At 66.5% G+C, this 14,848-nt stretch carries 14 protein-coding genes; 4 read left to right on the forward strand and 10 right to left on the reverse strand.

What is annotated here, in order from left to right; genetic code table 11:
• Positions 1-4 precede the first annotated feature (4 nt).
• From fliP to fliL, 5 genes are all read right to left on the reverse strand, one after another.
• On the reverse strand, positions 5-811 hold the full coding sequence (gene fliP / locus AB4120_RS08380; RefSeq protein ID WP_144200011.1) for a flagellar type III secretion system pore protein FliP: 807 nt from the start codon (positions 809-811) through the stop codon (positions 5-7).
• Positions 808-1,335 (reverse strand): flagellar biosynthetic protein FliO, encoded by a 528-nt coding sequence (gene fliO / locus AB4120_RS08385; RefSeq protein WP_149138748.1) that lies wholly within the window; start codon positions 1,333-1,335, stop codon positions 808-810. Before fliO ends, fliP begins: the two co-directional genes overlap by 4 nt.
• The gene (fliN, locus tag AB4120_RS08390; protein WP_149138749.1) at positions 1,332-1,820 is read right to left on the reverse strand and encodes a flagellar motor switch protein FliN; all 489 of its coding nucleotides are present in this window, start codon (positions 1,818-1,820) and stop codon (positions 1,332-1,334) included. The genes fliO and fliN overlap by 4 nt, the downstream gene beginning before the upstream one ends.
• Positions 1,813-2,826 (reverse strand): flagellar motor switch protein FliM, encoded by a 1,014-nt coding sequence (gene fliM / locus AB4120_RS08395; protein ID WP_149138750.1) that lies wholly within the window; start codon positions 2,824-2,826, stop codon positions 1,813-1,815. The genes fliN and fliM overlap by 8 nt, the downstream gene beginning before the upstream one ends.
• A gap of 147 nt (positions 2,827-2,973) precedes the next feature.
• Positions 2,974-3,462: a flagellar basal body-associated protein FliL gene (gene fliL / locus AB4120_RS08400; RefSeq protein WP_144200019.1), complete on the reverse strand. Its 489-nt coding sequence runs from the start codon at positions 3,460-3,462 to the stop codon at positions 2,974-2,976.
• A gap of 492 nt (positions 3,463-3,954) precedes the next feature.
• On the opposite strand from fliL, the gene acnB reads away from it, so the two are divergent.
• Positions 3,955-6,546 (forward strand): bifunctional aconitate hydratase 2/2-methylisocitrate dehydratase, encoded by a 2,592-nt coding sequence (gene acnB, locus AB4120_RS08405; RefSeq protein ID WP_149138751.1) that lies wholly within the window; start codon positions 3,955-3,957, stop codon positions 6,544-6,546.
• A 118-nt stretch (positions 6,547-6,664) separates the two neighbouring features.
• Here the strand turns inward: acnB and AB4120_RS08410 are convergent, their stop codons facing one another.
• Complete coding sequence (locus AB4120_RS08410; protein WP_149138752.1) at positions 6,665-7,336, reverse strand: GntR family transcriptional regulator; 672 nt, start codon at positions 7,334-7,336, stop codon at positions 6,665-6,667.
• Positions 7,337-7,488: 152 nt separating this feature from the next.
• On the reverse strand, positions 7,489-8,517 hold the full coding sequence (locus AB4120_RS08415) for a Bug family tripartite tricarboxylate transporter substrate binding protein (RefSeq protein ID WP_262389741.1): 1,029 nt from the start codon (positions 8,515-8,517) through the stop codon (positions 7,489-7,491).
• 206 nt (positions 8,518-8,723) lie between these two features.
• On the opposite strand from AB4120_RS08415, the gene AB4120_RS08420 reads away from it, so the two are divergent.
• The 3 genes from AB4120_RS08420 to AB4120_RS08430 all read left to right on the forward strand — a co-directional run bounded on the left by AB4120_RS08420 (position 8,724) and on the right by AB4120_RS08430 (position 10,939).
• The gene (locus tag AB4120_RS08420) at positions 8,724-9,710 is read left to right on the forward strand and encodes an NAD(P)-dependent oxidoreductase (protein ID WP_149138753.1); all 987 of its coding nucleotides are present in this window, start codon (positions 8,724-8,726) and stop codon (positions 9,708-9,710) included.
• Positions 9,711-9,717: 7 nt separating this feature from the next.
• Positions 9,718-10,086, forward strand: a complete 369-nt coding sequence (locus AB4120_RS08425; protein WP_149138754.1) for a RidA family protein — start codon at positions 9,718-9,720, stop codon at positions 10,084-10,086.
• Positions 10,087-10,156: 70 nt separating this feature from the next.
• Positions 10,157-10,939, forward strand: a complete 783-nt coding sequence (locus AB4120_RS08430; RefSeq protein WP_441642138.1) for a class II aldolase/adducin family protein — start codon at positions 10,157-10,159, stop codon at positions 10,937-10,939.
• 21 nt (positions 10,940-10,960) lie between these two features.
• Here AB4120_RS08430 and AB4120_RS08435 read toward each other — a convergent pair whose 3' ends face one another.
• From AB4120_RS08435 to pcaB, 3 genes are all read right to left on the reverse strand, one after another.
• A complete protein-coding gene (locus tag AB4120_RS08435; RefSeq protein ID WP_149138755.1) occupies positions 10,961-12,355 on the reverse strand; it encodes a class II fumarate hydratase in 1,395 nt (464 codons plus the stop codon).
• 5 nt (positions 12,356-12,360) lie between these two features.
• On the reverse strand, positions 12,361-13,347 hold the full coding sequence (locus AB4120_RS08440; protein WP_149138756.1) for a tripartite tricarboxylate transporter substrate binding protein BugD: 987 nt from the start codon (positions 13,345-13,347) through the stop codon (positions 12,361-12,363).
• A gap of 72 nt (positions 13,348-13,419) precedes the next feature.
• A complete protein-coding gene (gene pcaB, locus AB4120_RS08445; protein ID WP_149138757.1) occupies positions 13,420-14,793 on the reverse strand; it encodes a 3-carboxy-cis,cis-muconate cycloisomerase in 1,374 nt (457 codons plus the stop codon).
• Positions 14,794-14,848: the final 55 nt, after the last annotated feature.

Below are 14,848 nucleotides of genomic sequence, written 5' to 3' on the forward strand. Positions count from 1 at the left end.
CTTGTCAGGTCATGAAGCTCTGCGCCAGGGAGCCCAGCAGCAGTTGCCAGCCATCCACGAGCACGAACAGCATCAGCTTGAATGGCAATGAAATCGTCGCCGGCGGCACCATCATCATGCCCATGGCCATCAGCACGCTGGCCACGACCAGGTCGATGATCAGGAACGGGATGAAGATGGTGAAGCCGATCTGGAACGCGGTCTTCAGCTCGCTGGTGACGAAGGCCGGCACCAGCACCGAGAACGGCACGTCTTCCGGGCCGTTCATCTCGGGCGTCTTGGCCATCTGGGCAAACATCGCCAGGTCCTTCTCGCGGGTCTGGCGCAGCATGAACTGGCGCATCGGCACGGCGGCGCGCGAGGCGGCGGTCTCCAGGCTGATCTTGTTCTCCGAGAGCGGCTTGTAGGCGTCGGTGTACACGCGGTCGAACACCGGGGACATGACGAAGAAGGTCAGGAACAGCGACAGGCCCACCAGCACCTGGTTTGGCGGCGAGGAGGCCGTGCCCAGCGCGCTGCGCAGCAGGCCCAGCACGATGACGATGCGGGTGAAGCCCGTCATCATCAGCATGGCGGCCGGCAGGAACGACAGCGAGGTCAGCAGGACCAGCGTCTGGATCGAGAGCGACCAGGTCTGGCCACCGCCGGCAGCCGGCTTGCTGGTCACGCCGGGCAGCGCCTGGGCCAGGGCCGATTCGGGCAGGGCCGACAGTGCCAGCCCGACGGCTACCGGCAGCAGCGCGAGCCAGATGGCAGGCGCGCGGGAGCCGCGGGCGGAATGCCGTCCGATGGCGGCACGCAACGTGTTCATTTCTTGAGGTTTTCCTGCATCGCGCGCATCAGGCGCTCGCCAAAGCCGCCCTGCAAGGGCTGCGGCGCGGTGGTGCCGGCCGGGACCATGGCATCCGGCTGGGCCGGGAGGGTGTGGAGCGGACGGATCTCGCCGGCGGAGACGCCCAGCACGAGCCAGGTATCGCCAACTTCGACCATGACCACCTTCTGGCGCGCACCCAGCATCAGGCTGCCCACCACCTTCATGGTGGCGCCGCCGCTGCCGTGGCGCACCAAGCCCACGCGGCGCGCGAGCCAGGCCATGCCGAGGATCAGCGCGATGACAGCAAACAGGCCGAGCCCGGCCTGCGCGAGGCTGGCCCCGCCGCTGATCACCGGGGCAGTCTGGGTGGCCGGGGCGGCGGGTGCGACCGACGCGCCTGCCGCCTGGGCGGTACTCAATACAACATCTGCAGCCTGCGCACCGGCCGTGGCCAGACCCGTGAGGATCAGGCCCGCGGCAAAGCGTCCGGCAGACCGCAGCCGGCGCGACACGGCTGTCATTTGTTCAGCTTCCGGATACGTTCGGACGGCGTGATGATGTCCGTCAGGCGAATGCCGAACTTGTCGTTCACGACCACCACCTCGCCCTGGGCGATCAGGTAGCCGTTCACCAGCACGTCCATCGGTTCGCCGGCCAGGCCGTCGAGTTCCACCACCGAGCCCTGCGCCAGTTGCAGCAGGTTCTTGATGGGTACCTTGGTGCGGCCCAGTTCCACGGTCAACTGCACCGGGATATCCAGAATCATCCCGATATCGTTGTGGAAGCCGGCCGGCGCTTCCTGCGCCAGCGGCGGGAACACCGTGGAGGCCGCCGGGGTGGCGGTGGCCATGGCTTGCGAAGGCGCCGCCGTGGCGGGCGCCGTAGCGGAAGTGGTCGTGGCGGCCGGGGCGGCGGCGGGTACCGGCTCCGCGCTGGTCTGCTCCGCCAGGGCGCTGGCCCAGTCGTCCATCGGATCGACCGGCTTGTCCTGAGTGCCGTCAGTCATGATCGGTTTCCTTGTTGGAATCGCTGTCTTGGTAATTGATCATTCGCTCCACGCGCAGCGCGTACTGGCCGTTCATGGTGCCGAAGCCGCATTGCATGACGGGCACGCCGTCCACCTTGCCGAAGAGCTTCTCGGGCAGGTCGATCGGCAGCACGTCGCCGGCACGCATGGCCAGTACCTCGGCCACGGTGCTCTGGAGGTGCGTGAATTCGGCCACCAGTTCCACTTCGGCGGCACGCAGCTGGGTGGAGAGCTGGCCGAGCCAGCGCTTGTCCACCTCGACCTCGTCCTGCAGCGGGTTCATCAGCAGATCCCGCAGCGGTTCGATCATCGAGAAGGGAATGCAGATATGCAGTTGCCCGCCCACGGCGCCCAGTTCAATATGGAACGCGGTGGTCACCACGGCGTCATTGGCGCCGGCGATGTTGGCGAACTTGGTGTGCATCTCCGAGCGGACATAGTCGAACTCGATGGGATGCACGGTGCGCCAGGCCTGGCCGTAGCTGTTCAGCGTCAGGTCCAGCATGCGGCGGATGATGCGCTGCTCGGTCTGCGTGAAATCGCGGCCTTCCACACGGGTGTGGAAGCGGCCGTCGCCGCCGAACAGGTTGTCCACCACCAGGAACACGAGGTTCGGGTCGTACACGAACAGCGCGGTGCCCCGCAGCGGCTTCATGTGGACCAGGTTCAGGTTGGTCGGCACCGGCAGGTTGCGCACGAAATCGCCGTACTTCTCGATCCTGACCGAGCCGACCGAGATGTCGGCGCCGCGGCGGATGAAGTTGAACAGCGCCGTGCGCAGCGCCCGCGCGAAGCGCTCGTTGATGATTTCGAGCGTGTGCAGGCGGCCACGGATGATCCGTTCCTGGGTAGCCAGGTTGTACGGCCGCACCCCGCCATCATCAATAGCGGGCGCGCTGCTGGCTGCGGGCGCATCGGATTCGCCCGATACGCCTTTCAGTAGCTCGTCTACCTCGTCCTGCGAGAGGAACTTGTCGTAGGCCATCTAGTGTCCTGCCCCGTGAACAGCTGTAAGGATGAAACGGTCCATGGCCGGCTTCAGTCGGCGCGCCAGGCGCGACGGCAGGAAGGAAGGTCGGCGGACAGTTTCATGTCGGTTATGCAGTGGGTTCGGGAGCAGGGCGCCAGCGGCTTACTGCACCACGAACGATGTAAACAAGACATCCAGGATCTTCTGCGGCGGCAGGCCGGGCGCGAACGGCTGGCTGATGGCAGCCTGCACGTCCTGGGCCAGCTTGCGCTTGCCCTCCACCGTGGCCAGGTCCGCCGGCTGGCGGGCCGACAGCAGCAGCAGGATGCGGCTGCGCGCTTCCGGCTGGTACTGGGCCAGACGGCCCTGGGTGTCGGCGTCCGCCACTTTCAGCGACAGGCCGGTGTGCAGGAAGCGGTCACCGTCCTCGCTCTTCAGGTTCACCGTGAATGCGTCGAGCGGCACGAAGATCGGCGGGGGGATTACGGGTGCTGCCGGCGCCGCCGCCTGGCGATTACCGCCGAGCACGCTGCCGAGCACGAAGCCGCCAACGCCCAGCACCACCACCAGCACGCCGCCGCCAATCAGCAGCAGTCGACCGCGCTTGCTTGAGTTGCCGCCAGTCTGGGAGGGGGAAAGCGTGTTCGCCATGAGATGCCTGTGTCGGAATGCCTGCCATTCTTCCCGAATCGCAGGCAAGCAAAGGGCCGATAAAAAGGGGGAAACCCACTCAGCTTGGCCGTTTGAGCTGGGCGGGCATCGGACGCGGAGGCGCATGGGCGCGCCATTAGCGCCTGCAACATGGTTAACGAATGGGCGGGCCGGAACTTAAGACGCACGTCTTGGATGACGTGAAAATATGCTTGATGAGGCGCTTTTGGGAGTGTGCTGCGATGCAGCCTGGCTCGCGGCGGGAACGGCAGGTGTCGATCGCCACACCATTCCATGTCAGTTCCGCAAGTCTTGTGTGCCGCCAGCCGTTGTGGAGTAACGGATGTTGCGATTTAAGTCTTATATAAGATATAAGACATTTGATCTGGGGCGGACTTCGGATTACAATCACGCGGCAACCAGCGGTGTGCTGCGCCGCCGGACCCACAGAGACAAAGCTGTACGTTATAACCCTATTACCAGCAGGTTCCCATGCTTGATACCTATCGCGCCCATGTTGCCGAACGCGCCGCGCTTGGCATTCCCCCTCTGCCGCTGACCGCCAAGCAGACCGCCGAGCTGATCGAACTGATCAAGAACCCGCCGGCGGGCGAGGAACAGACCCTGCTGGACCTGATCACCTACCGTGTGCCGGCCGGCGTGGACGATGCCGCCAAGGTCAAGGCCTCCTACCTGGCCGCCGTGGCCCTGGGTTCGGAAAAGACCGCGCTGATCTCGCGCGCCCGCGCCACCGAACTGCTGGGCACCATGCTCGGCGGCTATAACATCTCCCCGCTGATCGAGCTGCTCGATGACGCCGAAGTCGGCGCCGTGGCCGCCAACGCGCTGAAGACCACGCTGCTGATGTTCGACGCCTTCCACGATGTGAAGGAAAAGGCCGACAAGGGCAACGCCAACGCCAAGTCCGTGCTGCAAAGCTGGGCCGACGCCGAGTGGTTCACGAACCGTCCGGAAGTGCCGGCGTCGATGACCATCACCGTGTTCAAGGTGCCGGGCGAGACCAACACCGACGACCTGTCGCCGGCCCCCGACGCCACCACGCGCCCGGACATCCCGATGCACGCGCTGGCCATGCTGAAGAACAAGCGTGAAGGCACCGCGTTCCAGCCCGAGGAAGACGGCAAGCGCGGCCCGGTGAAGTTCATCGAGTCCCTGAAGGAAAAGGGCAACCTCGTGGCCTATGTGGGCGACGTGGTCGGCACCGGCTCCAGCCGCAAGTCGGCCACCAACTCGGTGCTGTGGTTCACCGGCGAAGACATCCCCTACGTGCCGAACAAGCGCTTCGGCGGCGTGTGCCTGGGCAGCAAGATCGCCCCGATCTTCTACAACACGATGGAAGACGCCGGCGCGCTGCCGATCGAACTCGACGTGTCGCAGATGGACACCGGCGACGTGGTCGAACTGCGCCCGTACGCAGGCAAGGCGCTCAAGAACGGCGCCGTGATCGCCGAATTCAAGGTCAAGTCGGACGTGCTGTTCGATGAAGTGCGCGCCGGCGGCCGGATTCCGCTGATCGTCGGCCGTGGCCTGACCGCCAAGGCCCGCGAGGCGCTGGGCCTGGCCCCGTCCACGCTGTTCCGCCTGCCGCAGAACCCGGCCGACACCGGCAAGGGTTACACGCTGGCCCAGAAGATGGTTGGCCGCGCCTGCGGCCTGACCGACGGCAAGGGCATCCGCCCGGGCACGTACTGCGAACCGAAGATGACCTCGGTGGGCTCGCAGGACACCACCGGCCCGATGACGCGCGACGAGCTGAAGGACCTGGCCTGCCTGGGCTTCTCGGCCGATCTGGTGATGCAGTCGTTCTGCCACACCGCCGCTTACCCGAAGCCCGTGGACGTGAAGACGCACCACACGCTGCCCCAGTTCATCAGCACGCGCGGCGGTATTTCGCTGCGTCCGGGTGATGGCGTGATCCACTCGTGGCTCAACCGCATGCTGCTGCCCGACACCGTGGGCACCGGCGGCGACTCGCACACCCGCTTCCCGATCGGCATCAGCTTCCCGGCCGGCTCCGGTCTGGTGGCGTTTGCCGCCGCCACCGGCGTGATGCCGCTGGACATGCCGGAATCGGTGCTGGTGCGCTTCAAGGGCAAGATGCAGCCCGGCGTCACGCTGCGTGACCTGGTCAACGCGATTCCGCTGTACGCGATCAAGTCGGGCCTGCTGACCGTGGCCAAGCAAGGCAAGAAGAACATCTTCTCGGGCCGTATCCTGGAAATCGAAGGTCTGCCCGACCTGAAGGTGGAACAGGCTTTCGAGCTGTCCGACGCCTCCGCCGAGCGTTCTGCCGCCGGTTGCACGGTGCGCCTGAACAAGGAACCGATCATCGAGTACATCAACAGCAACATCACGCTGCTGAAGTGGATGATCGCCGAGGGCTACCAGGACCCGCGCAGCCTGCAGCGCCGTATCAAGGGCATGGAAGCGTGGCTGGCCGATCCGAAGCTGCTGGAGCCGGATGCCGACGCCGAGTACGCCGCCGTGATCGAGATCGATCTGGCCGACGTGCACGAGCCGATCGTCGCCTGCCCGAACGACCCGGACGACGTGAAGACGCTGGCCGAAGTGGCCGGCGCCAAGATCGACGAAGTGTTCATCGGCTCGTGCATGACGAACATCGGTCACTTCCGCGCAGCCTCGAAGCTGCTGGAAGGCAAGCGCGACATCCCCGTGAAGCTGTGGGTGGCCCCGCCGACCAAGATGGACCAGAAGCAGCTGACCGAGGAAGGCCACTACGGCGTGTTCGGCACGGCCGGTGCGCGTACCGAAATGCCGGGCTGCTCGCTGTGCATGGGTAACCAGGCACAGGTGCGCGAAGGCGCCACGGTGATGTCCACCAGCACGCGTAACTTCCCGAACCGTCTGGGCAAGAACACCAACGTGTACCTGGGTTCGGCCGAACTGGCCGCCATCTGCTCGCGCCTTGGCCGCATTCCGAACAAGGAAGAGTACATGGCCGACATGGGCGTGCTGACCGCCAACAGCGACAAGATCTACCAGTACATGAACTTCGACCAGATCGAAGACTTCAAGGACGTGGCCGATACCGTGAACGTGTAAGCGTTTCCGGCACAGCCGGCCCTGCCGTTCGCGGCAGGGCATCTAACCCCGCGTTGCCGATGGCAGCGCGGGGTTTTTTTATGGCGGGAGGCAGGGGACGTGTGACGGGAGGCGGCCGTCAGCTCATGTAGATCTGCGCCAGCCCTTCCTTCAGGGCGGTTGCGATCTGGTCGTGGCGGCGGTCGATATGGCGGGTGAGGATGGGGATGCAGCGCTCGGGGTCGCGCGCCTTCAGGCCCAGCAGGATCTCGCGGTGGTCGTTCTGGCTGACGCGGCGGTCGCAGCGCTCCATGTCGATCCAGCGCACAAAGCGGATGCGCGCGTTGATGTTCTTCAGCACCCGCAGCATCTCCAGGTTGCCGGACATCGCCATCAGCCCTTCATGGAAGGTCTCGTCGAGCTTCACGAGTTCCTCCACCGTGCGGTCGCCCGGTTCCGGGCCGGTATTCTCGAGGAAGGAGAGCAGGGCGTCGATGTCCTCCTCTTTGGCGCGCACGATGGCCAGGCGCAGCGCCTCGGTCTCTACCACCTTGCGCAGCTCGTAGAGGGAAAACACTTCCTGGGCATCCAGATCGCGGCAGAAGAAGCCCTTGCCCGGCGAGAAGCGCAGCAGCCCTTCCGTCGTCAGGCGGGTCAGCGCCTCGCGCAGCGGGGTGCGGCTGACGCCCAGCGCACTGGCCAGCACGCCTTCGTTGAGCCGTTCGCCGGGTTTGAAGTCATAGCCCACGCTCATCTGCTTGAGCTTGTCATAAACCTGCTCGACGATGCTGTCACTTGCCACGGTTGCCACGGTATTGAGTCCTGTCTTCGGTCATCAGCCTTTCGCCGGTACTGGCGAAAGGCTGGAATATACCTGAATTCGATTCTGTGCACGGGGGTGTATACACCTCGCGGCAACCGGCGTCCGGCCGTGTGAATCGGTCCGCTTTGCTTCGCTTCGCGTTAATCGATATGCGCGCCAGAATCCTTGACGATTTTGGCCCAGGTTTTCATATCGGCAAGCTGCGTGCGCTTGAACGCCGCCGGGCCGCCATCGGCAATCGGCTGGATCGCCTGGCTCACCAGCCATTGGCGGAAGCTTTCCGTGCCGATGGCCTTGAGCACGGCCTGCGACATCCGGGACTGGATCTCGGCCGGCAACGCGGCCGGGCCGAACAGGCCATACCAGGTGGTGCTCTCGAAGCCGGGCAGGTTGCAGGCCTCGGCCACGGTCGGCACATTCGGCAGCACGCTCACGCGCTGCGACGAAGTGACCGCTAACGCACGCACCTTGCCAGACTGGATGGCGCCCAGGCTAGGCGAACTCTGGTTGAAGAAGAAATCGACCTCGCCCGAAAGCAGCGCGGTCATGGCCGGCCCCTGCCCCTTGTACGGGATATGCACGTAGCTGGTCTTCGAGGCCGTGGCGAACTGCGTGCCGGCCAGATGGCCGGAGGCGCCGTTGCCCGTCGAGGCGTAGTTCAATGTGCCGGGCGCCTTCTTCGCGGCGGCAATCAGGTCCTGGCAGGTCTTGATCTCCGGATGCTTCTCGGGATTCACGAGCAGGATATTCGGCAGCGTGCCCAATAATGCAATACGCGAGAAATCATTCACCACATCAAATGGCAGTTTCGAATATAGCGCCGGATTAATCGCGTGCGTGCCGGCCGTGCCGAGCAGGAAGGTATAACCGTCCGGCTTGGCCTGTGCGACGAGGCTCGATGCGATATTGCCGCCCGCACCGGGGCGATTATCGGAGATAAACGAGACGCCGAATTCCTTGTTCAGCTCCACGCCAAGCCGGCGTGCGTAGATGTCGGTGGCGGCGCCTCCGGGGAAGCCGCTGACGATGGCAATCGTGTTGTTGGGCCACGACTTGGTGTCCTGGGACGAAGCGGGGCTGGCCAGCCCCATCAACGTGACAGCAAGCAGGGAGGCGGAAAACGGGGAAAATCGCAAGGCAAATCGCGGGGCAAGTCGGCGCATCGTCATGGGAACGCTCCAAGGGCAGGGTGGTGGGGGCAACGTGCGGACCGGGTGGCTCCCGGTCCTGCACTCCGTCCTGTATACAGACTTTAATTATTGATCTGTATTCTGTAAAGCGTTATGCTGCGCTTCACCGTTGCGGCCTCATCGAGCCCCGTTTTGGTTCATCGGCACCGTAATGGTTCACCCCTATTTATTGCCGAGTAAAAACAATGACTTCTTCTGTTTCCGCCACGCCTGCCCGCCCCGCTACCCATAATCCGGCGTCCGATGCTGGTGCATGGCGCGCCGTCTTCGTCGATGCCAATCCCACACTGTCGGAAGTGGCTTCCCGCCTGCACCGGGCCGACGACCTGCCGCTGACCATCAACCGCCAGCCCGAGATCAAGCCCGAGCAACTGCCCGCCACGCTGGCCGGCGCGCCGATCGCAATCATCGACCACACCCATCTGCCCACCGAGATCGCCCGCCAGTGCGTGGGTCTCAAGCACGTGGTGTTCCTGGGCACCGGCCCGCGCAGCTATATGAATCCGGAGGAACTGGCCGAGATCGGCATCACGGTGCACACCATCAAGGGCTACGGGGATACCGCCGTGGCCGAGTGCGCCTTCGCGCTGATGTGGGCGGCCGCGCGCAACTTCGCGCGCATGGACCGCGAGATGCGCGCCGGCAACTGGCTGCGCTCGGACGCCGTGCAACTGACGGGCAAGACCCTCGGGCTGGTCGGGTTTGGCGGCATCGCCCAGGAACTGGCACGGCTGGCGCGGGGCATCGGCATGCGCGTGCTGGCCTGGAACCGCTCGCCCAAGACGCACGACGGCGTGGAATTCGTCGATCTGGACACGCTGCTGGCGCAGAGCGACGTGGTGTCCCTGCACCTGCTGCTGACCGACGAGACGCGCGGCCTGATCACGGCGCAACGCATCCAGTCGATGCGCGACGGCGCGATCCTGGTCAACACGGCGCGCGGCGCGCTGGTGGATGAAGACGCCATGATCGCGGCGCTGCGCAGCGGCAAGCTGGCGCACGCCGGGCTGGACGTGTTCACGGTGGAGCCGATGCCCGCCGGCCACGTGCTGACCACGCTGCCCAACGTCACGCTGTCCGCCCATTCGGCCTTCCGCACGCCGGAAGCCAACAACAACCTGATCGGCGCCGCGCTGGAGCACTGCCGCCGCATCGTCAAGACCCACGCCTGAGCCCGCCATGTCTACATCTTCCGCATCGCCCATCGTCCGTCTGGACCAGAACCACCGCCGCAGCCGGGCCGTCATCGCCAACGGCATGGTCTTCCTGGCCGGCCAGGTGGCCGACGACAAGTCCGGCGACATCGCCAGCCAGGCCCGCGAGGCGCTGGCCAAGGTGGACGCGCTGCTGGCCGAGGCCGGCACCGACCGCCGCCGCGCGCTGACCGCCCAGATCTGGCTGGCCGACATGGCCGACTTCGACGGCTTCAACGCGGTCTGGGACGCCTGGGTCGTCCCCGGTGAAACGCCCACGCGCTGCTGCGGCAAGGTCGAGCTGGCCGACCCGGCCTACCGCGTCGAGATCGTCGTCACCGCCTTGCTCGCCTGATTGCAGATTTCCGCCGACTTCCTGCCGACTTCCTGCCGACTTCCTGTCGACTTCCCAAGAGGACGCCACCATGATTTCCACCACGGACCCGCACCGCAACCGCAAGCCGCGCAATATCAGCGAGGAAGAATGGGCGGTGCGCGTGCAGCTGGCCGCCGCCTACCGGCTGGCGGCAAAGTTCCAGCTCACCGACCTGATCTACACCCATATCTCCGTGCGCGTGCCAGGCACGCAGGACCAGTTCCTGATCAATCCGCACGGCTGGTTCTTCGACGAGATCACGGCTTCGTGCCTCGTGAAGATCGATACCGAAGGCCGGCCGATCGGCGATAACCGCTTCGAGGTCAACGCCGCCGGCTTCACGATCCACAGCGCCCTGCACCAGAGCCGCCACGACGTGGAGTGCGTGGTCCACCTGCATACGGATGCCGGCATGGCCGTGGCGGCGCTGGAGTGCGGCCTGCTGCCGCTGAACCAGATCAGCATGCAGTTCTACAACCGCGTGAACTACCACGACTACGAAGGCATTTCGCTGGACCTGGACGAGCGCTCGCGCATCGTGCAATCGATGGGGGACGCGAACTACCTGATCCTGCGCAACCACGGCCTGCTGACCACCGGCCGCTCGGTGGCGGAGGCCTTCACGCGCATGTTCTACCTGAACCGCGCCTGCGAGATCCAGCTGCAGACGCTGTCGATGGGCCAGAAGGTCACGCTGCCGTCGCCCGAGGTCTGCGAGCACGCCGCCAAGCAGCACGACGACTACGCCTACCTCGACACGGTGCACCTGGACCGCGAGTGGACGGCGCTGCTGCGCCTGCTGGACCGCGATGGCGGGGACTATCGCTGCTGAGGCGGCGTCCCCCGTTTCCCGCTACGCCACGCCACGGGCCATGCGTTCGAGATCGACCAGCCGGTCGTATTCGTCGCCACGCAGGATGCCCAGGGCGATGGCGGCCTCGCGCGGCGCCACGCCGTGCGCCATGGCGTGGCGCACGATGCGCGCCGCCTGGTCGTAGCCGATCACCGGGTTCAGCGCGGTGGCCGCCAGCAGCGGGCTGTCGAGCTGGCGCGCCAGCCGCGCGCGGTCCGGCGCCAGCCCGGGGATGACCCGCTCGGCCACGGTGTTCGCGCTGTCGGCCAGCAGCCGGATGGACTGGAGCACGTTGTAGATCAGCACCGGCTTGGCCACGTTCAGCTCGAAGCTGCCCGAGGCGCCAGCCATGGTCACCGTCACATGGTTGCCGGCCACCTGCATGCCGGCCTGCACCATGACTTCGGCGATGGTCGGATTGCGCTTGCCCGGCATGATCGACGAGGTGAGCCCGTCCTCGGGCATCACCAGTTCGCCGAGGCCGCAGTTCGGCCCGGAGCTCATCCAGCGCAGGTCATTGGCGATCTTGATGCACGACGCCGCAATCACGTTCAGCACGCCGGACAGCTCCAGCAGGGCGTCGTGCGCGGCCATGCCCTCTACCTTGCACGGATTGGGCTGGAAGGGCAGGCCGGTCAGGCGGGCCACCTCCGCGCAGAACGCCTCCGCGAAGCCGGGCGGGGCGTTGAGCCCGGTGCCCGCCGCCGTGCCGCCCTGCGGCAGCATCAGCAGGCGCGGCAGGGTCGCCTCGATGCGCGCGATGCCGTGCCCGACCTGGGCGGCGAAGCCCTCGAAGGCCCGGCCCAGCGTGGTCGGCACGGCATCCATCAGATGAGTGCGGGCCAGTTTCAGGATGTTCGCGAAGTCCGTCGCGCGCGCCTGGAGGCTGTCGCGCAGGGCGGCCAGCGCCGGCAGCAGCCGGTCCTCGAGTTCCAGCACCGCGCTCAGGTGCATCACCGTGGGAAAGCTGTCGTTCGATGACTGCGAGCGGTTGACGTGGTCGTTCGGATGGACCGGTTGCCTGGTCCCCAGCGGCTGGCCCAGCCGCTGGTTGGCCCGGTTGGCGATCACCTCGTTCGCATTCATGTTGGTCTGGGTGCCGGAGCCGGTCTGCCAGACCGTGAGCGGGAAATGCGCATCGAACGCGCCGCTGCGCACCTCGGCCGCCGCGGCGACGATGGCCGCCGCCATGTCCGGCGCCAGCGCCCCGCAATGCTGGTTGGCAACCGCCGCCGCCATCTTGTGCAGGCCGAAGGCGTGGATCAGGCAGTCTGGAAAGCGTTCGCTGCCGATGCCGAACACGGCCAGCGCCCGCTGGGTCTGGGCACCCCAGTAGCGGTCGGCCGGGATCTCGACGGGGCCGAAGGCGTCATGCTCCACCCGGGGCGATGTCATGGCGCTCAGTCCAGCGAGATGTTGGCCTTGGCGGCGAGCACCTTCCAGCGCGCGACTTCGGCCTCGGTGTGCTTGCCCAGCGCGCTGGCCGTGTACTTGTCGGCCGGCAGCATCTGGATGGCCTGCGCGGACAGGCGGTCGGTGAACGCCTTGTCGTTCATCACCTTCAGGTAGGCGGCCTGCATCTTGTCGATGACCGGCTGCGGCGTGCCCTTCGGCGCGTAGATGCCGTACCAGGTAGCGGCCTCGAAGCCGGGTACCACGGTTTCAGCCAGCGTCGGCACGTCCTTGAGCTGGCCCACGCGCGATGCCGAGGTCACCGCCAGCGCACGGACCTTCGCCTCGGTAATCTGCGGCAGCGCCGTGTTGGTCTGGTCGAACATGCCGTCCACCTGGCCGCCAATCACATCGATCAGCGCCGGACCGGCGCCCTTGTAGGGCACCAGCGACACCTTGATCCCCGCCGCCGACGCAAACATCGCCGCAATCAGGTGGGAGGTGGAACCCATGCCGGCGTTGCTGATGAACAGCTTGCCCGGGTTCTGCTTGCCGTATTCGACGAATGCCTTTACGTCCTTGGCCGGATGGTCCTTGCGCACCATCAGCACCATCGGCGTGTCCGGGAAGCGGAACACCGGCGCGAAGTCCTTGACCGGGTCGTACGGCAGCTTCTTGTAGAGCGCCGGCGCCGCGCCCATGTAGCCCATGTGCCCCACCAGCATGGTGTAGCCGTCCGCCGGCGCGCGGGCCGCCTTCGCGGCACCGACCGTGCCGCCGGCACCGGGCGAGTTGTCGATGATGATCGACTGGCCGACCTCACGCCCCACGCGCTCGGCGATGTTGCGCGCCAGCGCGTCAGTGGGGCCGCCGGCCGCGAACGGCACGATCCACGTGATCGGCTTGGCTGGCCAGCCCTGGGCCTGGGCGGATACGGCGGTGAGCAGGGCGGCGGCGGCGAGCGCGCCGCGCACGAAGGCGGGGAAGGATTGCATGGTGGTCTCCTGAATCAGTCTTATCTTGATGAAAGCAATGCGTGGCGGCGGCGGGGGCGGCGGGGGAGGGGCTCAGGCCACTTCGCCGGACAGCGCGATGGCGCGGTCGACCATCTGCGGCGCCAGGCCGAGGTAGTTGGCGGGGTCCACCATGTGTTCGATGGCGGCCCGGTCGAAGTGCTGGGTCACGGCCGGCAGGGCCAGCAGGGCCTCGGCCAGCGTGCCGCCCTGTTCGTTGACGGTGCGGCAGGCGTCGTAGACCACGTCGTGCGCCTGCTGGCGGCCGATGTGGGGCGCCATGCGCATCATCACGGCCTCGGCGACGATCAGCCCCCTGGTGATGCCGAGGTTGTGGGCCATGCGCGGCGCGTCGACGATCAGCCCGCCCAGCGCGAACCTGGCCTGGTGCAGCGCGCCGGCCGTGAGGATGAAACTCTCGGGAATGGCGATCCACTCGGCGTGCCACGGGCCGGTGGCGCGTTCGAAGTCCTGCACCATCGCGTCCACCATCAGCCCGGCATGCTGGCGCACCGCCTTCGAAGCGGCGAGCATCAGTTCGCTCGAGATCGGGTTGCGCTTCTGCGGCATGGTGCTGCTGGCGCCCCGGCCCTTGACGAAGGGCTCGTAGACCTCGGCGAACTCGGTGGACGCCATGATCATGATGTCGAGCGCGATCTTGCCCAGCGAGCCGGTGACCAGCGCCAGCAGGTTCACCGCTTCGGCAAAGCCGTCGCGCGCCACGTGCCAGGTGGTGGCGGGCACGCCCAGGCCCAGTTCCTCGGCCAGTGCCTGCTGCACGGCGAAGCCCTTGTCGCCCAGCGACGCCAGCGTGCCGGCGGCCCCGGCGAACTCCACCACGGCCACGCGCGGGCGCAACTCGGCCAGGCGCTGCTGGTGGCGGTCGAACATCGCCAGCCAGATCGCCACCTTGTAGCCGAAGGTGACCGGCAGGGCCTGCTGCAGGTGGGTGCGGCCGGCCATCGGCGTGTCGCGGTGCCGGGCGGCCAGGTCGGCGAGAATGCCGCGCAGGGCGCGGATATCGGCGTCGATGCTGTCCAGCGCGTCGCGCACCTGCAGGGCCACGGCGGTGTCCATGATGTCCTGCGTGGTGGCGCCCCAGTGCACGTACCGGCCGGCATCGCCGCACATTTCCACGAGCTGGTGTACCAGCGGGAGGATCGGATAGCCGACAATGTCGGTTTCCTCGCGCATGTGGTCGAAGTCGATGCGGTCGAGGCGCGCGGCGCTGGCGATGGTCTCGGCGGCGTCGGCCGGAATCACGCCGACGCGGGCTTCGGCCCGGGCGAGGGCGATCTCGACGTCGATGTAGCGCTGGACCAGCGCGCCATCGGAGAAGATCTCGCGCATGGCCGCCGTGCCGAAGGCGTCGCGGAACAGCGCGGAGTCGACAACGGTACTGGCGGCGGGGATTGAATAGTTGGGCATGGTGCGACCTTGTGGCATGCTGACGGGATCTCGCATATGTTCGAACATATCGACT

It is taken from the genome of Cupriavidus sp. 2KB_3, from assembly GCF_052115685.1.
Taxonomy (GTDB): Bacteria; Pseudomonadota; Gammaproteobacteria; order Burkholderiales; family Burkholderiaceae; genus Cupriavidus; species Cupriavidus campinensis.